General features: G+C 67.0%; 20 protein-coding genes. 3 read left to right on the forward strand and 17 right to left on the reverse strand.

Translation table 11 applies throughout. The features are described 5' to 3' along the window. Nucleotide 1: 1 nt before the first annotated feature. The 4 genes from AC07VL_RS15640 to AC07VL_RS15655 are packed head-to-tail and all read right to left on the reverse strand — an operon-like array spanning nucleotide 2 to nucleotide 3,106. Nucleotides 2-1,042 carry an FAD:protein FMN transferase gene (locus AC07VL_RS15640; protein ID WP_494806671.1) on the reverse strand — a complete coding sequence of 347 codons (1,041 nt, stop codon included), beginning with the start codon at nucleotides 1,040-1,042 and terminating at the stop codon, nucleotides 2-4. Nucleotides 1,043-1,068: 26 nt separating this feature from the next. Further along, nucleotides 1,069-1,893, reverse strand: coding sequence for a DUF4198 domain-containing protein (locus tag AC07VL_RS15645; protein ID WP_494806672.1), 825 nt, complete (start codon nucleotides 1,891-1,893; stop codon nucleotides 1,069-1,071). A gap of 12 nt (nucleotides 1,894-1,905) precedes the next feature. Beyond that, nucleotides 1,906-2,421 (reverse strand): DUF2271 domain-containing protein, encoded by a 516-nt coding sequence (locus tag AC07VL_RS15650; RefSeq protein ID WP_290603349.1) that lies wholly within the window; start codon nucleotides 2,419-2,421, stop codon nucleotides 1,906-1,908. Between the two features lie 31 nt (nucleotides 2,422-2,452). Continuing rightward, nucleotides 2,453-3,106: a PepSY-associated TM helix domain-containing protein gene (locus tag AC07VL_RS15655; protein ID WP_494806673.1), complete on the reverse strand. Its 654-nt coding sequence runs from the start codon at nucleotides 3,104-3,106 to the stop codon at nucleotides 2,453-2,455. Nucleotides 3,107-3,383: 277 nt separating this feature from the next. Here AC07VL_RS15655 and AC07VL_RS15660 point away from each other — a divergent pair, with 277 nt between their 5' ends. Together AC07VL_RS15660 and AC07VL_RS15665 are read left to right on the forward strand one after the other, a co-directional pair. After that, nucleotides 3,384-3,881: a pyridoxamine 5'-phosphate oxidase family protein gene (locus tag AC07VL_RS15660; protein WP_494806674.1), complete on the forward strand. Its 498-nt coding sequence runs from the start codon at nucleotides 3,384-3,386 to the stop codon at nucleotides 3,879-3,881. 83 nt (nucleotides 3,882-3,964) lie between these two features. Next, entirely contained in the window at nucleotides 3,965-4,570 is a 606-nt protein-coding gene (locus AC07VL_RS15665) for a DUF2239 family protein (RefSeq protein WP_494806675.1), read from the forward strand. Between the two features lie 14 nt (nucleotides 4,571-4,584). On the opposite strand, the gene AC07VL_RS15670 is transcribed toward AC07VL_RS15665, so the two are convergent. From AC07VL_RS15670 to AC07VL_RS15730, 13 genes are all read right to left on the reverse strand, one after another. Then, nucleotides 4,585-4,851 (reverse strand): hypothetical protein, encoded by a 267-nt coding sequence (locus tag AC07VL_RS15670; RefSeq protein ID WP_494806676.1) that lies wholly within the window; start codon nucleotides 4,849-4,851, stop codon nucleotides 4,585-4,587. A gap of 225 nt (nucleotides 4,852-5,076) precedes the next feature. After that, nucleotides 5,077-5,448 (reverse strand): KGG domain-containing protein, encoded by a 372-nt coding sequence (locus AC07VL_RS15675; RefSeq protein WP_290603354.1) that lies wholly within the window; start codon nucleotides 5,446-5,448, stop codon nucleotides 5,077-5,079. A 195-nt stretch (nucleotides 5,449-5,643) separates the two neighbouring features. Beyond that, complete coding sequence (gene pdeM / locus AC07VL_RS15680) at nucleotides 5,644-6,312, reverse strand: ligase-associated DNA damage response endonuclease PdeM (RefSeq protein WP_494806677.1); 669 nt, start codon at nucleotides 6,310-6,312, stop codon at nucleotides 5,644-5,646. Further along, nucleotides 6,309-8,774, reverse strand: coding sequence for a ligase-associated DNA damage response DEXH box helicase (locus AC07VL_RS15685; RefSeq protein ID WP_494806678.1), 2,466 nt, complete (start codon nucleotides 8,772-8,774; stop codon nucleotides 6,309-6,311). Before AC07VL_RS15685 ends, pdeM begins: the two co-directional genes overlap by 4 nt. 10 nt (nucleotides 8,775-8,784) lie before the next feature. After that, a complete protein-coding gene (locus AC07VL_RS15690; protein ID WP_494806679.1) occupies nucleotides 8,785-10,428 on the reverse strand; it encodes an ATP-dependent DNA ligase in 1,644 nt (547 codons plus the stop codon). Further along, nucleotides 10,421-11,464, reverse strand: coding sequence for a ligase-associated DNA damage response exonuclease (locus AC07VL_RS15695; protein WP_494806680.1), 1,044 nt, complete (start codon nucleotides 11,462-11,464; stop codon nucleotides 10,421-10,423). Before AC07VL_RS15695 ends, AC07VL_RS15690 begins: the two co-directional genes overlap by 8 nt. A 94-nt stretch (nucleotides 11,465-11,558) precedes the next feature. Then, on the reverse strand, nucleotides 11,559-13,259 hold the full coding sequence (locus tag AC07VL_RS15700) for a RecQ family ATP-dependent DNA helicase (RefSeq protein WP_494806681.1): 1,701 nt from the start codon (nucleotides 13,257-13,259) through the stop codon (nucleotides 11,559-11,561). A 126-nt stretch (nucleotides 13,260-13,385) separates the two neighbouring features. Continuing rightward, nucleotides 13,386-13,784, reverse strand: coding sequence for an MAPEG family protein (locus AC07VL_RS15705; protein WP_494806682.1), 399 nt, complete (start codon nucleotides 13,782-13,784; stop codon nucleotides 13,386-13,388). A gap of 50 nt (nucleotides 13,785-13,834) precedes the next feature. Further along, nucleotides 13,835-17,179, reverse strand: a complete 3,345-nt coding sequence (locus tag AC07VL_RS15710) for a hybrid sensor histidine kinase/response regulator (RefSeq protein WP_494806683.1) — start codon at nucleotides 17,177-17,179, stop codon at nucleotides 13,835-13,837. Next, nucleotides 17,176-18,303: a hybrid sensor histidine kinase/response regulator gene (locus AC07VL_RS15715; protein WP_494806684.1), complete on the reverse strand. Its 1,128-nt coding sequence runs from the start codon at nucleotides 18,301-18,303 to the stop codon at nucleotides 17,176-17,178. The genes AC07VL_RS15710 and AC07VL_RS15715 overlap by 4 nt, the downstream gene beginning before the upstream one ends. A gap of 117 nt (nucleotides 18,304-18,420) precedes the next feature. Then, nucleotides 18,421-19,050, reverse strand: a complete 630-nt coding sequence (locus AC07VL_RS15720; protein ID WP_494806839.1) for a chemotaxis protein CheB — start codon at nucleotides 19,048-19,050, stop codon at nucleotides 18,421-18,423. A gap of 4 nt (nucleotides 19,051-19,054) precedes the next feature. Further along, the gene (locus tag AC07VL_RS15725) at nucleotides 19,055-19,876 is read right to left on the reverse strand and encodes a CheR family methyltransferase (RefSeq protein ID WP_494806685.1); all 822 of its coding nucleotides are present in this window, start codon (nucleotides 19,874-19,876) and stop codon (nucleotides 19,055-19,057) included. Between the two features lie 150 nt (nucleotides 19,877-20,026). Beyond that, on the reverse strand, nucleotides 20,027-21,019 hold the full coding sequence (locus AC07VL_RS15730) for an aldo/keto reductase (protein ID WP_494806686.1): 993 nt from the start codon (nucleotides 21,017-21,019) through the stop codon (nucleotides 20,027-20,029). Nucleotides 21,020-21,104: 85 nt separating this feature from the next. Here AC07VL_RS15730 and AC07VL_RS15735 point away from each other — a divergent pair, with 85 nt between their 5' ends. Further along, nucleotides 21,105-21,995 (forward strand): LysR family transcriptional regulator, encoded by an 891-nt coding sequence (locus AC07VL_RS15735; RefSeq protein ID WP_494806687.1) that lies wholly within the window; start codon nucleotides 21,105-21,107, stop codon nucleotides 21,993-21,995. Nucleotides 21,996-22,039 lie beyond the last annotated feature (44 nt).

The following is a 22,039-nucleotide window of genomic DNA, read 5'->3' on the forward strand; positions in this document are numbered from 1 at the left end:
TTCATTCGTCGAGCATGGCCAGCAGCTGGCTGCTCAGAAATTCGCGGTAGCCTTCGCCGTCGCGCTGCAGGAAGCGCGCGGCCAGGCCCTGCTCTTCGGCCAGCGCCATGCCGGCATCAACGCCCAGCACCGTCAGGGCCGTCGACCAGGCGTCGGCCGCCATGCACTCGGCATGCACGACGGTGACGGACGCGAGTTGATTGGCGATCGGCATGCCGCTGCGGGGATCGATCGTATGGGAGAAACGCACCGTGCCGTCGTCATAGAAACGCCTGTAGTCGCCCGACGTCGCCACGGACAGGCCATGCAGCGCCAGCAGCATTTCCGCCGGATGCCGTGCCTTATCGGCACTATCGGCGGCGCCATCGACCTGTTCCAGCATGACCCACCAGGGCTGGCCGTCGGGCTTGCTGCCGGCGCCGCGCAGCTCGCCGCCCACTTCGACCAGGTAGTGATGGATGCCCTGGCTGTCCAGGTAGCGGGCCAGGCGGTCCACGCCATAGCCCTTGGCGATGGCGGACAGGTCCAGCTGCAAGCCGCCGGGCTGGCGCGCGCGGCGGGCCGGCAAGTCCAGTTCCAGGCGGCGGCGCTGGCGCTGCGACAGCAGCAGGGCCACCGTATCGTCTTTCGGCGGCAGGAAGCCGGGCTGGTCGTAGCGGTTGCGGGGGCCGAAGCCCCACAGATTGACGAGGGCGCCCGCGCACGGGTCATACGCGCCGCCGGACGCCTGCGCCACGTGCATGGCAAAACCCAGCACTTCGCAAAACGCCGCGGGCAGGCTGTGCCAGCTGCCCGCCCCGGCCCGGTTGAAGCGGCCCAGGTCCGAGTCCTCGTCCCAGTGGCTCATTTGCGCCACGACCAGGTCGAGCTGCTGCTGCAAGCCCTGCTGCAGGTCGGCGCTGCCGGCCCGTCCCGGCATGGCGGACTCCAGCAGGCGCACGGACCAGCTGGTGCCCATGGACAGGCCGCGCAAATCCCGGATCGCGGCGCCGGGCGGCGCGACCTCATCGGAAATATGCTGGGGCAGCAGGACCCGGCGCATCGGCAAGCTGGCGAACGGACCGCCGCTTACTGCGGCAGCACTTCCACGGAAGCCGCGTAGGTGGCACGGCGCTCCGGCATCACGGGCGGCTGGCCGGCCACGGCGGGGGCGGCCGCAGGCCAGGTGCTGCTCAGGTAATACATGCCGGCGGCCGGCAAGGTAAACGTGATCTCGCCCTTGGCATCCGTGCTCTGGCGGATTTCACCGAGCACGCCACGGTAGCGCACGCCACCTGGCACGAGGCTGAAGGCCTGGTTGGCGGCCGGCTTGCCGTCGATGAGGAAACGCCACGTGGCTTTCTCGCCCGCGCGCAAGTCGTTCGGATGGGTGACGGGCACGAATTCCAGGCCCACGCCCGTCGGCTTGAACACTTCCGTGCTCGTCTCGCCATTGCTGAAGAAGGTTTCCAGGCGCGCTGCCGTGCGCGTCACTTTCACATCCTTCGCGTCGGCCGGCACGTCCTTCTTGAAGCTTTCCTCATTGCCGCGGAAACGCTTCTGCTCGCCGTTCACCGTGTAGCTGCCCATCACGTTTTGCGACACGATGGCCGCCTTGTAGGTGCCCGGCTTTTCCATCTTGACGTCAAACACGCTGCGCAGCCGGCCCGTCAGGGTATTCGCCGGCGCGACTGGCGCGCCATCCGGGCCCGTTACCTGCAGCGCGTCCAGGCGCAGCGGCTGGTGGTCGATCTCGAACAGGCCGTCGGACACGGCGGCGTCCACCGTGACCCAGGCGTCCTTGCTTTCCACCATCGTGCTCGATGGCACCATCCAGCCGCGGTGGGCGTGGGCGTTCATGGCCAGGCCGGCCAGGGCCAGGGCGATCAGCGGTTTATTCAGTTGCTTGAACATGATGGGGGCGCCTTAAGGTTTGAGTTGGACGACGACATTGCCGAGTTCTTCCTTGCCCTTGCCAGGCACGGACTGGGCCGACTTCAGCGGCCACTGGAACGGCACGCGCACCAGTTCGCGGCCGCCCGCTTCGCGCGCCGCTTCCACCACGACCTGGTATTCGCCGGCCGGCAGCTTGTCGAGCAAGGCCTTGGCGCCGGGGAAGGTCAGCGTGTGTTCACCGGGCGCGCGCGTGGCGCCGCTGACGCCATCGACGGGCATGGCCAGGTCGCGGCCGCTCTTGCGCCACCACTGGCGCATGTCCTTCAGCCATTTTTCGCCCGCCTTGTCCTTCTTCTTCACGTCGTACAGCACGGCCAGGTTGCCCACTACCTTCTGGTCTGCCGTTTCCAGCCATGCCGCCACGTACGGACGGTGGTACTCCGCCACGTTCAGTTGCGGAATTTCAATCTTGAGGGACAGGTCGGCTGCCATCGCCGACGTGCCGATCAGGGGAAGGCCAAGCGCCAGGGAGTAGCGTAATTTCATGGTGTGCCTGTAAAAAGGAGAATAAAAACGATCAATGAATAAACAGCAAGGCGATCGCGCAGGGTATCAAGATACCGAGGCCAACCATCGGCCAGGTAAATGGCCGGTTGGCCGCGTGGAACTTCAAAATCAGCAGGCCAGTCAGGCAAAACACGAGGCAGGCGCCGGCAAAGATGTCGATGAACCAGTTCCAGGCCACGCCCGTGTTGCGGCCCTTGTGGACATCGTTGAGCCAGGACACCCAGCCCCGGTCCGTCAATTCATATTCGGCGGCCCCGTCTTCCAGGCCGATGCGCACCCAGGCGTCGCCGCCCGCCTTGGGCAGCGGCAGATACACTTCGTCGGCGCTCCATTCGGCGGCACGGCCGCCCGCATTGAGCGACCATTGCTGCGTAAGCCAGCGCTCGGCGGCGGCCGGCAGGGGCGCGTTGGCGCCGTCATGCTGGGCGGCAAAGGCGGCCAGTTGCGTGACCAAAGGGCCCGGCAGGGTCGCCTGCTGGCGCGTGATGGAGGGCTTGGCCTCGATCTGGCTGGCGTGGTTCAGGGTGATGCCGGTAATGGCGAACAGAAACATGCCCAGCAGGCAAAGCGCCGAGCTGATCCAATGCCATTGGTGCAAATTCTTCAGCCAGACGGCGCGGCTGGCGTTGTTCTTCGCCTTGTCTGCAGTGTCCGCCTTAGCCATGGACCGCTCCCGGCAGGCAGCGCGCCACGTGGCGCGACAAGTCAGTGTGCTTCATTCCCATCCTTCCATCCCGCTCCATGCCCATAGTTTCAAACAAATGATAATGATTATCATTTATTAAGTCAATACATGGGACCGTCCGCGAGGGCGGCGTTTTGTAACAACTTTGAAACATGGCGCGGCGCAGGCCGGCAAGCCCGTTACGTAAGCTGGCGTACAGAGCCGCATGCCGTGCCCGCCTATGCTTTGTTCAGGACAATCAACGGGGGAGCACACCATGCAACAGTATTCCAGCGAACAACTGGCCGGCATCGCGGCCAGGATCAAGAGCGTCAAATTCGGCATGCTCACCACCAGCGACGACATGCGCACGCTGACCAGCCGGCCCTTGACCCAGCAGCAAATCGACAATGACGGGCAGATCTGGTTTTTTGTGTCGGACGACGCCAGCTATGCGCGCGATTTGCTGAATAACCCGCAAGTCAATGTCAGCTTCGTCGACACGGGCGACAGCCTGTACGTGTCCGTCTGCGGCCATGCGCAGCTGCTGAAAGACCGCGCCAAGGCGGAAGAACTGTGGAGCCCGCTCGTGAAAGCCTGGTTCCCCGGCGGGCTCGACGATCCAAAGCTGTCGCTGATCAAGGTGACGATACAGTCGGCCGAATACTGGGACAGCAGCGCCAGCAAGATGATGCAATTCTATGAAATGGCCAAGGCCGCCATCACGGGCGAGCCGCCGAAGGACGTGGGGGAACACGGCCGGGTCGACCTGTAGCAGGATCGCACTATTTTACCCGGGTGTTATTGACTTTCATTTTAACCCGGGTAAAATTGCCTGCCTTATCCATGGAGGCCCACATGCAGACCGCTATCCCCGCCGCACCCCGCTACACCGCCTTTGCCGGCCAACGGAAAGTCGCCGCAGGCCCCTTGCACGACGTGGCGCAGTCGCTGAAGGAACTGGTGATGCGCGACCCCGCAGCACAAATCCTCATCTTTGACGACGCCAGCGGCAGCCAGGTGGACCTCAACCTGCATGGCAGCCTGGACGAGGTGCTGCAGCGCCTGCCGCGCGCGCCGGCACCGCAGGCGCCGGATGCGCCCGCTCCTGCCCGCACGGCGGGGCGGCCGAAACTGGGCGTGGTGGCGCGCGAGATCACCTTGCTGCCCCGTCACTGGGAATGGCTGGCCACGCAGCCGGGCGGCGCCTCCGTCGCCTTGCGCAAACTGGTGGAACATGCGCAGCGGGGTAACAAGGCGCAGGACGAGCAGCGCCAGGCGCGCGAAGCGGCCTATAAAGTCATGAGCGCGCTCGCCGGCGATGCGCCCGGCTTCGAGGAAGCCTGCCGCGCCCTGTTCGCCGGGCGGCAGCAGGCATTTCTGGCGTGCGTGCAGGATTGGCCAGCGGACGTGCGGGCGCACGTCCTGCAACTGGCCCAAGGAGGATGGTCAGGCGACGCTTGACGGGTCAGCGCGGATCAGACGCCCGTGCTGCCCGTCGTGTCGGGCGCATCGTCGGCGCTCTGGCGGCTCTGGCCGGCCGAGCCGGACTGGTGATGCGGCAGGCGGTCGGCACGCCGCACTTCGCCGATGGAAAACAGATCGTCGCCGATATCGATCCCTTGCTCGCTATCGACCAGCACAAAGCTCTCGGCCGCGTCGGCCGTGCTTTGCTTGCTGCCTGCCGTGGACGGCGCGCCGCCCTGGCTATTGCCTGGCTGTGGCGTGGTGAAGTTGCCCATCATCTTCTCCCTGATCATTGACTGCGGATTGCGTGCGGAGTGCGTGCGCACAAGCAAGGGGCCGATAACCGCCGCCTTGCCGGCGCCGCTCATTCATCATAGTCCATGCCTGCTGCATTGCATCAAAATTTTGACGGCTGCAACTGCGAAATGCGCTGCACGTGACCGACCGATGCCGGGCAGGCATGCGTCGGCCATCCACCGGCCACGTGCGCCGTGCGGCCTGCCTTACTTGTTGCGCGAAGCAGAGCCCGAGCCGGAACCTTGTCCGCCGCTTTGCTTGTTGCCACTGTCGCGATTGCCGTCCTGGTTCATGCTGGCATTGTCGCGCGTGCCGCCGGAACTGGCGGCACTTTGCCGGTTGGCATCGTTCTTGTGGCTTTGGCTGCCTGCGCGGCGTGCTTCCTCGGACGTGAACTCATGCGCCGTGCCCTTTTCATGGGCAGCGCGCCCCCCTTCGCTGGCGATTTCGCGCTGCTGCGCCGGGTCCATGGACGCGAAGCCACGCTTGCTGGTATCGCTCTGCTTGCTGCCGCCGCCGCTACCGGCGCTGCTACTGGTTTTACTACCCTGCTGTTTATTGTCGCTCGATGTGGCCATGATGATCTCCTTGATCGATAGAATCAGAAAACAGTGCATGCAATTCTTCCCCGCGCATGGCAAGGGAGACGTCATATTAGTGCGCGCATGGGGTGCAAGAAATAGGAGGATGGCAAGCGCTGATGTAGGAAGAGTCCCGCCCTTGGTGGCGAAGTTACTTTCAGTTTTTTACCAAAAGTACCAGACACTCAGCAGTTACAGGGGGACGGGAAAGATGGCCGCATCGGCCGTCACGTACACGCGCTCACCTGCGGCCGGCCGCACCGCGTGGCCGCCCGTGAAGGCGCCGAACGAGGGCAGGATGGTGCGTTCCTGTCCCAGCAGGAAGCATGGCAGGCGCAGGCCGCCGCGTGCGGCGCGCAGGTGAAACACGGGATGCACGTGGCCCGCCAGCACATGGCCGGCTGCCGCGGTGTCCGGATGATGGCAGAACGACACATTTCCCACCGTGTGCGGCTCGTCGGCCATGCGGATGCCCAGCGCCGCCGCCGGGTCGCCCGCATGCTGGTCATGGTTGCCGCGCACCACCGTCAGGCGCAGGCCGGGATGGCGCGCGCGCCAGGCCAGCATGGCCGCCACGGTGGCGGGCGCGTGGGCGGCGCGCGCGTGCAGGAAGTCGCCCAGGAAGACGATCTCCTCGCTGGCGTAGGTGGCCAGCAAGGCGTCCAGCGCCAGCAGGTTTTGCGTGGTGGTGCCGCGTGGCACGGGCACGCCCAGCGCGCGGAAGGCGGCCGCCTTGCCGAAATGGATGTCGGCCACGACCAGCATCCTGCGCGCCGGCCAGTACACGGCCTTGTGCGCCAGCAGCCACAGCTGCTCTCCCGCCAGTTCCACGACGCAATGCGCTGGGCGCTGGCCGTTCATGCGGCCGCCTTTTCCAGCGCACTGACGAGGCGCGCCACCCGGTCCGACAGCTTTTCCGTCGTCAACTGTTCGCGGAAGCGCTCGACCATCAGGCCGAAGGCGAAGGGTGAAGCGCGCTCCAGGGGCTGCAGGGCAATCGTGCGGCCATGCAGCTCGTGCAGGGTGGCGCGCAGGCGCGTCAGTTCCAGTTCCTGCTCCAGCACTTCGCGCTGCGCCTGGCTCAGCAGCAAGTTGGCCGCATCATGCTTGCGGAACACTTCGAAGAACAGCGAGGACGACGCCTGCAGCTGGCGCGCGCTCTTCGGCTGGCCCGGATAGCCCTGGAACACGAGGCCGGCGATGCGGGCGATTTCGCGAAAGCGCCGCTGCGACAGTTCCGTCGCGTTCAGGCTGGCCAGCACGTCTTCCAGCAAGTGCTGCGTGCTGAACAGTGCCAGCCCGGCGCCCGTGGCCCCATCGAACAGGGGGCCGTAGTCAAGTTCGCTGGCGCCCAGCAATTCAAAGCCGTAGTCGTTGACGGCGATGGACAAGGTGGCCGGCTGCAAGCGGGCGATGCGGTAGGCCAGCAGCGAGGCCAGGCCCAGGTGCACGGAGCGGCCCGCGAACGGGTACACGAACAGGTGCCGCCCTTCCCGGCTGGACAGGGTTTCCACCAGCAGGGCCGTGCGCGTGGGCAAGGCGGACCAGCGCGCCTGGATGGCCAGCAGGGGCGCCAGCGCGCGCATTTCCGGCCCGCTGGCCCGCCCCTCCTGCGCCAGCTGCAGCTGGTCCAGCACGGCATGCGCCAGTTCCGACGACAGCGGCATCTTGCCACCCTGCCAGCGCGGCACGGCGCCCCGGCTGCCCGTTGCGCGCCGTACATACGCCGTCATCTCGTGCACGCGCACGAATTCCAGGATGCGCCCGCCAAACAAAAAATGGTCGCCCTGCCGCAGGCGCGAAATGAACGATTCCTCGATGCTGCCTATCCTGCCGCCGCTCATGAACTTGACCTGGATCGCCGCCTCCGACACGATGGTGCCGATGCTCATGCGGTGGCGCCGCGCCAGCGCCGCGTCCGGCACGCGGTAGACGCCGGCATCGTCCGGCAGCACCCTGCGGTATTCGGGATACACGGTCAGGCTTTGGCCGCCGCGCGCGACGAAGTCAAGCGCCCATTGCCACTCGCCGGGCGTCAGGTGGCGGTAGGACCACGCCATGCGCACTTCCCCGTACAGCGCCGGCGACGTAAAACCGCCGCCCAGGGCTACCGTCACCAGGTGCTGCACCAGCACGTCGAGCGGCTTGTCCGGCACGGGCCGCGCTTCCAGGTGGCCCAGCGCCAGGGCGGCGCGGGCACCGGCCGCTTCCAGCAATTCCAGGCTGTTGGTGGGCACCAGGGTGACGCGCGACATGCGTCCCGGCGCGTGGCCGCTGCGCCCGGCCCGCTGCACCAGGCGGGCGATGCCCTTCGCGCTGCCCACCTGCAGCACCCGTTCGACGGGCAGGAAATCCACGCCCAGGTCCAGGCTGGACGTGCACACGACGGCTTTCAGTTCGCCCGTCTTCACATGCTGCTCGACCCACTCGCGCACTTCGCGGTCCAGCGAACCGTGGTGCAGGGCGATCAAGCCCGCCCAGTCGGGCCGCGCATCGAGCAAATGCTGGTACCACAGCTCCGCCTGCGAGCGCGTGTTGGTGAACACCAGGGTGGTGGCGCTGCCCTCGATTTCCGCGATCAGCGGCTGCAGCATCTGGATGCCCAGGTGGCCGCCCCAGGGGAAGCGCGTGGGATTGACGGGGATCAAACTGTCGACGAGGATGCGCTTCCTGACTTTGCCTTCGACCAGCACGCCGTCATTGTCTTCGCCCAGCAGCACGTCCTGCGCCTGCACCAGGTTGCCCAGGGTGGCCGACAGGCCCCACGTCATCAGGGTTTCCTGCCAGCTACGCAGGCGGGCCAGCGCCAGCTGCACCTGCACGCCGCGCTTGCTGCCCATCAATTCGTGCCATTCGTCGACGATCACCGTTTCCAGCAAGGCGAAGCGTTCCCGTGCATCGGCCTGGCTCAGCATCAGGGACAGGCTTTCCGGCGTCGTGACGAGCACGTCGGGCCAGGCCCTGGCTTGCCTTGCCCGCTGCGCCGCGCTGGTGTCGCCCGTGCGCGCCTCGATGCGCCAGCCGGGCGCGAGATCCGCGCCGGAGGCCTGCAGGGCGCGCACCGTGTCGGCCGCCAGCGCGCGCATGGGCGTGATCCACAGCACACGCAAGCCCTGCTTGCGGCCCTTGCCCGCCAGGCGCTCGGCGCGCAGCAGGGCGCCGAACCAGACCGCATACGTCTTGCCGGAACCCGTGCTCGCATGCAGCAAGCCGGATCGCCCCTGTGCGGCCGCGCGCCAGACGCCGCGCTGAAACGGAAACACCTTCCAGCCGCGCCCGAGGAACCAGGCGTCGATGCGCTGCGCCAGCGCGCTTTTGCTCATGGGACGCCTTTCACGGGGCGCCGGCCAGCATGGCCTTCAGTGTGGCCAGGGTGTCGGCCTCGCCGATGGCCTTGTCCTCGCGCCGGCGCAGGATGCGGGGGAAGCGCACGGCGATGCCCGCCTTGTGGCGGCCGGACGCGGCGATGCCCTCGAAGCCGATCTCGAACACCATGGTCGGCTTGACGCTGCGCACGGGGCCGAATTTTTCGATGGTGGTCTTGCGGATGGCGGCATCGACCTGGCCGATCTCTGCGTCCGTCAGGCCCGAATACGCCTTGGCGAACGGCACCAGCTTGCGTTCGCCCTCCCCTTCCTCATCCCAGACGGCGAAGGTGTAGTCCGTGTACAGCGAGGCGCGGCGGCCATGGCCCGCCTGCGCGTAGATCAGCACGGCATCGACGGCGTAGGGGTCGATCTTCCATTTCCACCACGTGCCCACGTCCTTCGTGCGGCCCACGCCATACGCGGCCGACACGGCCTTGAGCATCATGCCTTCCACGCCGCGCGCCCGCGATTCCTCGCGGATGGCGGCCAGCGCGTCCCAGCTTGCCGCTTCGATGCGCGGCGACAGGCGCAGCGCGGGAGCGTCCACGGCAGCCACCAAGGTTTCCAGCAGGGCGCGCCGTTCGTGCTGCGGCAGGTGGCGCACATCCACGCCGTCGCATTCCAGCACGTCGTAGGCCACCAGCACGGCCGGCAGTTCGGCCAGCAGCCTGGGCAGCAGTTTGACAGGCAGCGTCTTGCGGCCCATGCGCTTTTGCAGGTCGGCAAACGCGGACGGCACCTCGCCCGGCTGCCAGACGAGGATTTCGCCATCGAGCACGGTGCCTTCCGGCAGGGGCAGCTGCGCCAGCTCGGGAAAGCGCTCCGTGATCAGTTCCTCGCCGCGCGACCACAGCCAGCTGGCGCCGTCGCGGCGCAGCAGTTGGGCGCGCATGCCATCGTATTTCCATTCCACCAGCCAGTCGCCGATGTCGCCCAGGATTTCCGGTCCCGCCTGCAGGGGATGGGCGAGGAAGAAAGGATAGGGCTGGCCGCCGCGCAGCGCGTGCTCGCCATCGGACTGCGCGCCGATCAGCTTGAGAAATCCGGCGCCCGTGGGGCTGACCTTGCCATCCGTCCAGCCCATCAGGCGCTGGGCGACGAGCTTGCTGTCGATGGCGGCGATGGACGCCAGCGCCCGCGTCACCAGCAGTTTCGACACGCCCACGCGAAAGCCGCCGCCGATCAGCTTGATGAGTAGAAAGCGTTCGCGCGTTTCCAGCTCGTCCCAGTAGGCCAGCAGGGCCGCGCGGATGGCGTCCGGCGGCGCGCCGCGCAGGGGCGCGATGCGCTGCTCGATCCACTCGGCCAGACCGATGTCGCTGCGCTTGCCAGGCGCGGGCAGGATCAGGGCGATGGTTTCGGCCAGGTCGCCCACGGCGTGATAGGCCTCGTCGAACAGCCAGGCGTCCAGGCCCGCCCGTTCGGTCGCGTACTCGCGCAGCAACTTGGTGGGCACGGCCTGGCGCGGCTTGCCGCCGGCCAGGAAATACACGGCCCAGGCCGCGTCCTGCGGCGCGGCGCGCTGGAAATACGCCTGCAGGGCCGCCAGCTTGCGGCTGGTGGACGTGGTCTCGTCGAGTTCCGCATACAGCCGGGCAAAGTCACGCATGGGGACCTTCCTCCGCCTGCGCCGTGGATGCCACGGGCACGCCGTCATCGGCCTCCTCGTCGCCATATTCCGTCGCGAAGCCGCCCGCCTGCCAGCCGTTCTGCTGCAGCCAGCGCACCATCACGGGGATCGCGCCATGCGTGACGATGACGCGTTCGGCCTGCGTGGCCGTGATGGCTTGCATCAGGCCGGGCCAGTCGGCATGGTCGGACAGGACGAAACCGCGGTCCACGCCGCGCCGCCGGCGCGCGCCCCGCAGCAGCATCCAGCCGCTGGCGAACGCATCGCTGTAGTCGCCGAAGCGCTTCATCCATGGCGAAGCGGCCGCCGACGGCGGCGCGATCACCATGGCCGTCTTCAGGACCGCCTTGTCCGTCACCTCGTCCACCATGACGGTGGCGGGCAAGGCCACGCCCGATTCGCGGTAGACCTGCGTCAAGGCCTGCGCCGCGCCATGGCAGATAATGGGACCGATGGCGGCGTCGAGGCCCGCCAGGATGCGCTGCGCCTTGCCGAAGGCATAGCAGAACAGCACGCTGGTGCGCCCTTCTGCCGCATTCCTGCGCCACCACTGGTTGATCTCGTCATTGATTTCCTGCGGCGCCTGCCAGCGGTAGATGGGCAGGCCGAACGTCGATTCCGTGATAAACGTATCACAGCGCACGGGTTCGAATGGCGCGCAGGTGGGGTCCGGCTGCAGCTTGTAGTCGCCCGAGGCCACCCACACGTCGCCGCCGTGCTCCATGCGCACCTGGGCCGAACCGAGCACGTGGCCGGCCGGGTGCAGCGACACGCGCACGCCATGGTGCTCGACCGTCTCGCCGTACGCGAGGCCCTGGAGGGAAACGGGGCCCAGGCGCGCGCGCAGCACCTGCGCGCCGGGCGCCGCACACAGGTAGTGCCGGTGCCCCACGCGCGCGTGATCCGCATGCGCATGCGTGATGACGGCCCGCTCGACGGGACGCCACGGGTCGATGTAGAACTGCCCCGGCACGCAGTACAAGCCTTCCTTGCGCACCACCACCATGTCGGCCATGCCCCACCCCCGAACTTGAAATCGCGTTGGAATGCTTGCAGTGTGGCAGGCTTGCGCCAGATCATTTGTTCGACAGCGCACGTTGGCGTCAAGGTCAGGCAGGCGCGACGAATTCCGCCATGAAGGTGCGCGTGGTGTTTTCCGGAAAGGCGATCGTCACCTGGTCGCCCGCCACGGACAGCACGGTGCCGATGTCGAAACGCGGCACGCGCACGCGGCTGCCGACGGCGATCAGGGGCTCGGCGGGCACGGCTGGCGCCTGCGCCTCGGCGGCATCGTCGAGGACGATGGGCGTGGCCAGTGCCGGCGGCGACAGACAATTATCACAGGTGCAACAACGTTCAAAGTCCCCCGCATCGCCAAAATACTCCAGCAGCAATTTCCAGCGGCAAAAGCCGCTTTGCGCATACGCCACCATCTGCTCGAGCGCCTCCTTGTCGCGCTCCTGCTTGTCGACATAGACCTGCGCCAGCTGCGCATACGTGGGCGCCTTGGCGGCCCTGGACGATGGCGGCTTGAGGCTGTAGCCCAGCTTGCGGTCCTGGCGCAGCAGCTTGCCGTCTTTCAACAGTTTCAAACAGACTTTCAAATGGCCCGCCGACAACGCCGGCAAGGCCGATTGCAGGGCGTCGGCGCGGAAGGTGGCCGGCAAGTCCTGCGCCGCCGCCACGATGGCGGCCAGTTCCGCGGCCGTGGGATAGTGCTTGGCAAGAAAATACTGCTGCACCCGCTTGTCTTCCTGGAAATACAGCAAGGTGCAGTCGGCGGGCAAGCCATCGCGCCCCGCCCGACCCGATTCCTGGTAATACGCTTCCAGGTTGGCGGGCACCTGCAGATGGATCACGAAACGCGTGTCGGGCTTGTCGATGCCCATGCCGAACGCATTCGTCGCCACCATGATGCGGCGCTCGCCGCCCATGAACAGTTCCTGGTGGAGCCGGCGCTCGCGCGCCGCCAGCTTGCCGTGGTAGCAGGTGACGCTCTCGCCCAGCTCTTCCAGGCGTGCCGTCAGGTCCTCGACGGCCTTCACCGTGGCCGCATACACGATGCCCACGCCCGGCGTCTCGCGCAACAGGCGCAGCACTGCATCCTGTTTCTCAGCGGCATTGGTGACCTGGATCACGCGGTAGCGCAGGTTGGCCCGGTAGATCCCCGTGTTGACGACGTGCAGCCGGGGCGCGTCGAGCTGCGCGCGGATATCGTCGATGACTTCTTCCGTGGCCGTGGCCGTCAGCGCCAGCACGGGCGGGCGCCCCAGCGCGCGCAGGGCGGCGGACACTTCCAGGTAGGCGGGGCGGAAATCATGGCCCCACTGGGAAATGCAATGGGCTTCGTCGATGACGGCCAGCACGGGCGGCGCCTGCGCCAGCAGGGCGAGAAACTCCGGCATCGCCAGCCTTTCCGGCGTGCAAAAGATAATGATCTTGCCGCCGCGCGCGATGCTGGCCAGGGCCGCGTCCTCGTCCGCGCGCGACAGGCTGCTGTTGAGCTGCACGGCCGTGATGCCCAGCGCATGCAGCTTTTCCAGCTGGTCCTTCATCAGCGAGATCAGCGGCGATATCACGAGGGTGGCGCCGGGCAGGAGCGCGGCGGGCAGCTGGTAGCACAGCGACTTGCCGCTGCCGGTAGGCATGATGGCCAAGGTATCCTGGCCGGCCAGCACGCTGTCGATGACTTCCTGCTGGCCGTCGCGCAGGCGGGCAACGCCAAAGACGGCGCGCAGCAGGCGCTGTATGTGTTTGCCGGATTTGCCCGGCTGGCCGGCCTGGCCGGATTGCTTTGTTGCACCATTCATCATTGCCATCCTGATAAAGTCCGAAAGGTCAACCGCGTTCCCGGCGCCAGGGCGCCAGGGTGCAGCTACTTTACGGCCGGGCCTGGCGCCCCGCCATAGGACGTCCGCTACAGCCCGCGTAGGACTTCAGGAAGCGAAGAGGATGGCCCAGAACAGCATCAGCAGGCCGGCGATCGACACGCACCAGACGAGCGTGCGCACGACGGGCACGCCGAACGCGTACAGGGGCAGGTAGAGCACGCGGGCGGCCAGGTACAGGGCGGCGCCATACAGCGTGAGCGCGCTTTCCTGCGCCGTGACGTGGGCGATGAGCACGGCGGCGGCGAACAGCGGCAGCGTCTCGAACAGGTTGGCCTGGGCCCGCTGCAAGCGGCCCGTGATCTTGCCCACGGGCGGACCGGCGCTGTCGCGCGCGCCCATATTGTATTCAGGCCCCGTTTCGCGCGTGCGGAACAGGGCCGGCAGGAGGATTTGCACCAGCGCCAGCACGAGGGTACAGCCGAGCATCGTCAGTTCAGGGGTCATGCTTGCCTCTGCAGGGTGAGACAGGCAGGCCCGGGATGGCGCGCGCCGTGTCAGGATTGGTCGAGTGCCGCTTGCAGCTCCATCAAGTCATACGGTTTGCGCAGGACGCTGGCGGAAAAGCCCAGTTCATCCATCGATTCCTTGCCATAGCCGGTGGAAAAGATGATGCGCATGCCCGGCTTGTCGCGCAGCACCATGCGCGCCAGCGCGATGCCGGACATGCCGGGCAGGCTGACATCCGTAAACAGGATATCGAAGTCTTGCTCGCTTAGCAACTGCCACGCGGACTCGCCGTCGGACACGCCACTCACCGTATGCCCGAGCATGCCCACCAGTTCGCAGACCATCAGCTGCGAATCGAGGTTGTCTTCCACCACGAGTATCTTCATGGATGTCGGCATGTCGCCCTGCGGTTCCGGTGCATGGCCCGTCAAGTCCAGCCCTGGCGTGCCCGCCAGCTCGAACTGGCGCGCGCGCAACTGCTGCTGGCGGTTGGCCAGCACATGGCGCAGCTTGCGCGCCAGCTCTTCGCGCCGGTACGGTTTGCTGAGCAATTCTACGCCCGCATCGAGCCGTCCCTCGTGCACGATGACATCCTGCGCATAGCCCGACGTAAACAGCACGGCGATATCGGGCTGCAACTCGCGTGCCTGGCGCGCCATGTCCGTGCTGCTGACGGGTCCGGGCATGATCACGTCCGTAAACAGCAGGTCGATCTGCGCGCCGCTGTGCAGCACGGCCAGGGCGCTTTCGCCATCCTCGGCCTTGAGCACCTTGTAGCCCAGCGCGCCCAGCATGTCGACGACGGTGGTGCGCACGCCCACGTCGTCCTCCACCACCAGCACGGTTTCCGTGCCGCCCGTGACGACGCCGCTCAATTCCACTTCCTCGTCCGCTTCGGCCATCAGGGAGCGGGGCAAATAGATTTTGACTCCCGTGCCCACGCCAGGTTCACTGTAAATACGGATATGCCCGCGGCTTTGCGTGACGAAGCCGTAGGCCATCGACAGTCCCAGGCCCGTGCCCGCCCCTTCGGGCTTGGTGGTGAAGAAGGGCTCGAAGGCGCGCTGCAGCACGGGGCCGCTCATGCCGTGGCCCGTATCGGTGACGGACAGCATCACGTACTGGCCGGCCGGCACGTCGACCAGGTTGTGCACATAATGTTCATCGAGCACGACGTTGCCCAGCTCGATGGTCAGCTTGCCCACGCCATCCATGGCATCGCGCGCATTGATGGCCAGGTTGAGGATGACGTTCTCGATCTGGCTGCGGTCGACGAGGGTATTCCACAGCCCGCCGCCGCCCACGTGCACGATATCGATGGCCTCGCCCAAGGCGCGCCGCAGCAGCGCATCCATGTTGCGCACGACGCGGGCCAGGTCGGCGACGACGGGCTTGAGCGGTTGACGCCGCGCAAACGCCAGCAGATGCGAAGACAGCTTGGCCCCCCGTTCGACGGCGGCAATGGCCGTGTCGAGGCGCTGGCGCATGAGGCCATCGCCCCCGGCCAGGTGCTGCAGTAAATGCAGGTTGCCGGAAATAATTTGCAGCACATTGTTGAAGTCGTGCGCGATGCCGCCCGTCAGCTGGCCCACCGCTTCCATCTTCTGCGCCTGGCGCAAGGCATCTTCCGCCTTGGTGCGCTCGCTCACTTCCTGTTCGACCCGGTGTTCCAGGGTTTCGTTCAATTCATGCAGCGCCTTTTCCACGCGGCGCCGGTCCGTGATGTCCGTCTTGACGGCGATCAAGGAACGCGTGTGGCCCTGCTCGTCCACGAGGCGGCTGACATTGCTCGACACCCACACTTGCGAGCCGTCAGGCTTCAGGTAGCGTTTCTCCAGCGAAAACGACTCGCCCGTTTCCACCAGGCGCTGGAACAGCACCGTGTTGCCCGGCACGTCATCGGGATGCAGGATCTCGTTCATGTTCAGGCTCAGCAGCTCTTCGGCCGACCGGCCCAGCATGCGGCACAGGGCGCCATTCACGCGCTGGAAGCGGCCATCGAGGCCCAGTTCCGACAAGCCCACGGACGCCTGGCCGAAGATGGCGGCCATGCGCTCCTGGCTGGCCATCAGTTCATCCTCGATCCGGCGCCGTTCCGTGACATCGAACGAGACACCCACGTAGCGGCGCTGCCCCGGCACGCGACCGGGCACCACTTCGCCCTGGCGCGCGATCCAGCGCACCGCGCCATCGACGGGCCGGCGCACGCGGTACTCCACGTATTCGAGCGGATTTTGTGCCAGATCAAGCTTGCTGGGACCGACCTTCTTCCAGTCGCGCTCGTCGACCAGGCTCACCAGCAACTGCTGCGTGATTTCCTGCCCGTCAGCAATGCCCCACTGGCGGCGGAAGGTGGGCGACACCACCATCGCGCCCGTTTCCGGGAACCATTCGAAGGTGCCGATGCCGCCCGCCTGCTGCGCCAGGCGCAGCCGCTCCTCGCCTTCCATGCGCTCGGTGACGTCGATGCCTTCGACGAGGATGCCCGTGACCTTGCCCTCGTCATCCTTGATGGGCTGGTACACGAAGTCGACCTGGCGCTCGCCCGTCCGGCCATCGGCCGTCTGCAGGTCCACCTTCACCTGGCGTCCCTCGTAGGCGACGCCTGTGCGGTAGACCTCGTCGAGCAGGTCGATGAAGCCTTGCGCCTTGACTTCCGGCAAGGCGACGGCGACAGGCTTGCCCAGCAGCTCGAGTTCGGGGCGTCCCACCAGGCGCAGATAGTGCTCGTTGGCCAGTTCAAACACGTGCCGCGGTCCGCGCAGCATGGCCATGAAGCTGGGCGCCTGCTGGAACAGGGCGCGCAGCAGGGCCCGCTCCTCGCCCAGGCGCCGGTTGGCGGCGCGCACGGCCTCGCCTTCCGCCTGCAGGCTGGCGTTGAGTTCGCCCAGTTCCGCCGTGGCCAGCTTCAGCTGGCGTCCCTCCTCCATGCGCGCCGTCAACTCCAGCGCCGTGCACAGCACGCCGTCGACGCGGCCGTCCGCGCCATGCACGGGGGTATAGAACAGGTCGAAGCAGACGTCCGTCGGTTGTCCATTGCGCAACAGCGGCAGACAGCTTTCGCGGTGCACCTGCGTCTCGCCGCGCAGGCCCGCTTCCAGGATGCGCGCGTTCCAGTCCCAGATCTCGGGCCACACGGCCGGCACCGTGCCGCCCAGCGCCTGCGGGTGGCGCGCGCCAGCGATCTTGACGTAGTCGTCGTTGTAGACCATCACGTGCTGCGGCCCCCACATCAGCACCATCGCCATGGGCGAATTGAGCACGATGTCGACGCTGGTGCGCAGGTTGGCGGGCCAGCCCTCGAGCGGGCCGAGCGCGGTGGCGGACCAGTCGTGCTGGCGCACCAGGTCGCCCATGATGCCGCCGCCGCGCGGCCACGACGCCTGGCTCATGGCGCCGCCACGCCGGCTTGCACGCGGACCTGGCACTGGCGCGGAATGCGCACCGTCGCCACCGTGCCCTGCGTGGCCGTCGAACTGAGTTCGACCGTGCCGCCATGCGCCTTGACGAACATGTTGGCCGTGTACAGGCCCAGTCCCAGGCCCTGGCCCGTCCGGCGCTTCTCGCCCGCCTGCTGGAAGGGTTCGAACAGGGTCGGCAGCAGGGCGGCGGGAATGACGCCGCGATTGACAATGCGCAACTCGATGCTGTCGGCGGCGCGGCCATCGAGCGCCAGTTGCACGGGCGCGCCCGGCTCGCCATGCGTGATGGCATTGCACAGCAGATTCGAGATGACTTGCGACAGCAGGCCCGCGTCGCATTGCCCGTGCAGCTCGCCGATGCTGCTCACTTCGACGGGCGCAGCCTGCGCCCCCGTGTCGAACTCGTCGACGATGGCGCGCGCCAGCGCCAGGTAATCGTGCATGCTGCTGCGCAATTCCATCGTGCCCGAGCGGATGCGGGCCAGGTCCAGCAGCTGATCGACCATGCGCGCCATGCGCTTGGCGCTGCTTTCGATGCGCTGCGCCGTGACCACCACTTTCGGATGGTCGCTCATCATCGGCAGCAGCATGGCGCCATTCATCACCACCGACAGCGGCGTGCGCAAGTCGTGGCCCAGAACGGCCGTGAACAGTTCATTCAGGTGCAGCGCATGCTTGAGTTCGTCGAGCTGGGCCGACAGTTCGCGCTTCTGCTGGTACAGCTGCACCAGCACCGCCACCTTGCTTTGCAGGGCCTTCACGTCGATGGGCTTGTACAGGAAATCGACGGCGCCCGCCTCGTAGCCGCGGAAGCTGTAGCTGGGCTCGCGCGACGCGGCCGTGAGGAAGATCAGGGGAATGCTGCGCGTGCGTTCGCTGCCGCGTATCAGCTCGGCCAGTTCGAACCCGTCCATCTGCGGCATTTGCACGTCGATCAGGGCCAGGGCCACTTCATGCGTCAGCAGCAGTTCCAGCGCTTCGGCGCCCGAGCTGGCCTTGAGGATGACAATACCGGGCCGCGCCAGCACGGCTTCGGCGGCGATGAGGTTTTGCGCGATGTCGTCAACGACGAGAATATGGATAGGAGCGGTCACGGGGTCATCTTCAGGCATCGCAACGGCAGAATGCCATCGTGTTTCGATATGGATAAGTTTGTTTCAGGCTTTGCATCGATTTTTGCATCTATATTACACGCACTGCCGTGCTCCCATTCACTTGTGCCCGCCATTGTCCAGCAGCGCCAGGCTGGCTGCCATCTGCGCCAGATCCAGCACGCGGTCCGCGCCCGCGCGCCGCAGGGCGGCGGCCGGCATGATGCCACAACTGGCGCCCTGCGGGTCCTGCACCCAGGCGCTGCCGCCCAGCTGGCGCACGCGCGCCAGGCCCGCCGCGCCGTCGGCCGACGCGCCCGTCAGGATGATGGCCAGCATGGCGCGCCGGTAGGCCAGCGCCGCCGTTTCCAGCAGCACGTCGATGGACGGGCGCGAAAAATACACGGGCGCTTCCTGCGACAGCGAAAAGCAGCCGTCCGGCTCGACTTGCAGGTGATAGTCGGGCGGCGCGAAATACACGGTGCCCCCCTGCAGCGGCTCCTTGTCCTGCGCCTCGCGCAGGGGCAGCTGGCAGCGCTCCGCGTACAACTGCGGCAACTGGCTGGAGCGGCCCGGCGCCAGGTGCAGCACCACCACGACGGCCGCGCGGCAGCCGGCCGGCAAGGCGCGCAACAGCACGCCCAGCGCCTCCACGCCGCCGGCCGAGGCGCCGATGGCGACCAGGCGCAGGCCGGCGGGCGGCGGCATCACCTCGCAGGCCGGCAGGGTGCGCAGCGCGTCGGGCAGCATGGCGTCAGGCACGCTGGTAGATTCTTTCAGCCGGACACAGCTCGCGGAAGCTGGCCACATGGCGGCTGAAATGCAGGCTTTCCTTCATGCCCAGGCCCAGGAAACCCCGGTTTACCAGCGCGTCGTGGAACAGGCCCAGGGCGCGGTCCTGCAAGTCTTTATTGAAATAAATCATCACGTTACGGCAGGAAACCATGTGCACCTCCGAAAACACGCTATCGGTCGCCAGGCTGTGGTCGGCGAAAACGAACTGGCGCCGCAGGCGCCGGTCAAAGATGGCGCCCTTGTAGGCGGCCGTGTAATAGTCGGACAGCGAACGCTTGCCGCCCGCCAACTGGTAATTCTCGCTGAACTGGGCGATGCGCTCGACCGGATAGATGCCCGCTTCGGCGGCGGCCAGCGCCTCGACATTGATGTCGGTCGCATAAATCATGCTGCGTTCGAGCAAGCCTTCCTCGTCCAGCAAGATGGCCAGCGACCACACTTCTTCCCCGCTGCTGCAGCCCGCCACCCAGATCTTGATGGAGGGGTAGGTGTGCAGGATGGGCACGACTTTTTCGCGCAGGGCGCGGAAGTACGCGGGATCGCGGAACATCTCGCTGACCTGCACCGTGAAAAACTGCAGCATCTGCGCAAACACCGCGGGTTCATGCAAGATGCGGTCCTGCAACTGCGACAGGCTGGCGCAACCGAAGCGCTCCATGGCCTGGCGCATGCGCCGGCGCAGGGAAGCGACCGAATAATCGCGGAAATCATGCTGGTACCGCAGCAGGATTCCTTCAAGCAACAACTTCAATTCGATATCGAAAATATCATCATCTAGCAATTTGACATCCACCCTTCCCTCTGCTGTGCTGGCCGGCCCCCGCCCTGCCGCGGGCAAGGAGAGCCAGCCAGAATGCTAGCAGATCGCGGGGAATTCTCCCGCAGGAAAAGTGCCATGTAGGTACGCTGGCGTACACTGGGACAGCTTTTTTCAGGCATCCACGCCCTTCATGCCCTCCTCCGTGTAGCGCGCGCCTGCCGCCATGCCCAACGGAAAGGCGGCGCTGATCGCCGCCAGCTCCGCGGCATCGAGCCGCACGTCCAGCGCGCCAAGGTTGTCATGCAGGTAAGCGATGCGCCGGGTGCCGGGAATGGGGATGATGTCGTCGCCCTGCGCCAGCAGCCAGGCCAGCGCCAGCTGCGCCGGGGTGCAGCCCCTGTCGCGCGCCATCTGCCGCACCAGCCCGGCGATGGCCTGGTTGCGCGCCAGGTTGTCCGGCGCGAAACGGGGATTGAACTGGCGGAAGTCGCCCGCCTCCAGGCTGGCAAGGTCGGTGATGGCGCCCGTCAGGAAGCCCCGGCCCAGGGGGCTGTAGGCAAAGAAACTGGCGCCCACGGCGCGGCAGGCGGCCAGCACGCCCTGCTCCGGCTCGCGCGTCCACAGCGAATACTCGCTCTGCACGGCCGCCACCGGGCAGATGGCCGCCGCCCGCAGCAAGGTGGCCGCGCTCACTTCGCACAGGCCCACGGCGCGAATTTTCCCTTCCTGCCGCAGTTGCGCCAGCGCCCCCATCGATTCTTCCAGCGGCGTGTCCAGGTTCAGGCGGTGCAGGTAGAACAGGTCGATGGCCTCCACGCCCAGGCGCGCCAGCGATGCTTCGCAAGCCTGGCGGATGTAGGCGGGGGAATTGTCGACGCGGCGCGCATAGCTGCCCGCCTCGCGGGCCAGGCCGCATTTGGTGGCGACCAGGGCCTGGCCGCGATGACCTCGTAAAAAGCGTCCCAGCAATTGCTCGTTGTGGCCGAAACCGTAGGCGTCGGCCGTGTCGAACAGGGTCACGCCCGCCGCCAGGGCCGCCTCCAGCGTGGCCAGCGATTGCGTCTCGTCCGTCACGCCATAGAATTCCGACATGCCCATGCAGCCCAGGCCCAGTGCCGAGCTGGTCAAACCGCTGTTGCCGATGCGTCGTTGTTGCAGTTGCATGTAGATCTCCCTCAAGTGGCAATGCCGCCAGTCTGGGCCGCGCCGGCCGGCAAGGGAAGGTGCGATTTCGTGATACCTTTCTGGTATGAGAACCCTCGACACCCATGCCTTGCAGCTGTTTTGCGCCGTCGCCCGCTGCCTGAACTTCCGCCAGGCGGCGGAGCAGCTGCACATGACCCAGCCGCCCCTGTCGCGCGCCATCCGGCTGCTCGAAGACAGGCTGGGCGCGCGCCTGTTCGAGCGCGACACGCAGGGCGTGGCCCTGACGCCCGCCGGCCGCACCCTGCTGCCGCAAGCCTTGCACATCCTCGACCTGCTGGAGACGGCGCAAGCGTCGCTGCCGCGCGATGCGGCCCCGGCGCGCCTGCGCCTGGGCCTGACCAGTTCCGTGGAAGCGGGCCTGTTCCGCCCCCTGCTGGCGGCACTGGAGGGAGCGTTGCACGATACGCGCCTGGAACTGACGTCGGCGCCCTCGCCGCGCCTGGTCGCGGCCCTGCGCAAGGGCCAGCTCGACGCGGCCCTGCTCGCCCTGCCCAGCGCCACCTTCGAGCTTGCCGTGCAGCCGCTGGCGCGCCAGCCCATGATGCTGGCCCTGCCCGCCGGACACCGCCTGGCACGGAAGCGCAAGCTGAGCCTGTTTGATATCGCGCAGGAACCGGTGTACTGGTTCGAGCGGGCGCGCCAGCCCGCCTTTTTCGACCATTGCCAGCAAGTATTCCGCCGCCACGGCTTCGCGCCCGTCTTCCTGCGCGAAGCCGTGGACCACCATGTGCTGCTCGGCGACGTGGCGGCCGGCAAGGGCATGGCCCTGCTGGCCGACTCCTTCCGCGCCCTGCGCCTGGCGGGTGTGGCTTACCGGCAACTGGCCGAAGGCGAGGAACTGGCGGCCGGCATCGGCCTGGCCTGGCAGCCCGGCCACGCCCACGCGGCCCTGCCCCTGCTGCGCCGGCTGGCGGCGCAGCAGCTGGAACGTTGACGCCGCACGCGCGCGCGCCAGACGCGCTACCATAGCGGCTTCCC

Source organism: Janthinobacterium sp. GW821-FHT03C08, assembly GCF_059420905.1.

Coding starts and splice junctions, on each gene's coding strand:
- AC07VL_RS15640 (WP_494806671.1), bottom strand. CDS start 1,042: ATGCGCCGGGTCCTGCTGCCCCAGCATATTTCCGATGAGGTCGCGCCG.
- AC07VL_RS15645 (WP_494806672.1), bottom strand. CDS start 1,893: ATGTTCAAGCAACTGAATAAACCGCTGATCGCCCTGGCCCTGGCCGGC.
- AC07VL_RS15650 (WP_290603349.1), bottom strand. CDS start 2,421: ATGAAATTACGCTACTCCCTGGCGCTTGGCCTTCCCCTGATCGGCACG.
- AC07VL_RS15655 (WP_494806673.1), bottom strand. CDS start 3,106: ATGGCTAAGGCGGACACTGCAGACAAGGCGAAGAACAACGCCAGCCGC.
- AC07VL_RS15660 (WP_494806674.1), top strand. CDS start 3,384: ATGCAACAGTATTCCAGCGAACAACTGGCCGGCATCGCGGCCAGGATC.
- AC07VL_RS15665 (WP_494806675.1), top strand. CDS start 3,965: ATGCAGACCGCTATCCCCGCCGCACCCCGCTACACCGCCTTTGCCGGC.
- AC07VL_RS15670 (WP_494806676.1), bottom strand. CDS start 4,851: ATGATGGGCAACTTCACCACGCCACAGCCAGGCAATAGCCAGGGCGGC.
- AC07VL_RS15675 (WP_290603354.1), bottom strand. CDS start 5,448: ATGGCCACATCGAGCGACAATAAACAGCAGGGTAGTAAAACCAGTAGC.
- pdeM (WP_494806677.1), bottom strand. CDS start 6,312: ATGAACGGCCAGCGCCCAGCGCATTGCGTCGTGGAACTGGCGGGAGAG.
- AC07VL_RS15685 (WP_494806678.1), bottom strand. CDS start 8,774: ATGAGCAAAAGCGCGCTGGCGCAGCGCATCGACGCCTGGTTCCTCGGG.
- AC07VL_RS15690 (WP_494806679.1), bottom strand. CDS start 10,428: ATGCGTGACTTTGCCCGGCTGTATGCGGAACTCGACGAGACCACGTCC.
- AC07VL_RS15695 (WP_494806680.1), bottom strand. CDS start 11,464: ATGGCCGACATGGTGGTGGTGCGCAAGGAAGGCTTGTACTGCGTGCCG.
- AC07VL_RS15700 (WP_494806681.1), bottom strand. CDS start 13,259: ATGAATGGTGCAACAAAGCAATCCGGCCAGGCCGGCCAGCCGGGCAAA.
- AC07VL_RS15705 (WP_494806682.1), bottom strand. CDS start 13,784: ATGACCCCTGAACTGACGATGCTCGGCTGTACCCTCGTGCTGGCGCTG.
- AC07VL_RS15710 (WP_494806683.1), bottom strand. CDS start 17,179: ATGAGCCAGGCGTCGTGGCCGCGCGGCGGCGGCATCATGGGCGACCTG.
- AC07VL_RS15720 (WP_494806839.1), bottom strand. CDS start 19,050: ATGCTGCCCGACGCGCTGCGCACCCTGCCGGCCTGCGAGGTGATGCCG.
- AC07VL_RS15730 (WP_494806686.1), bottom strand. CDS start 21,019: ATGCAACTGCAACAACGACGCATCGGCAACAGCGGTTTGACCAGCTCG.
- AC07VL_RS15735 (WP_494806687.1), top strand. CDS start 21,105: ATGAGAACCCTCGACACCCATGCCTTGCAGCTGTTTTGCGCCGTCGCC.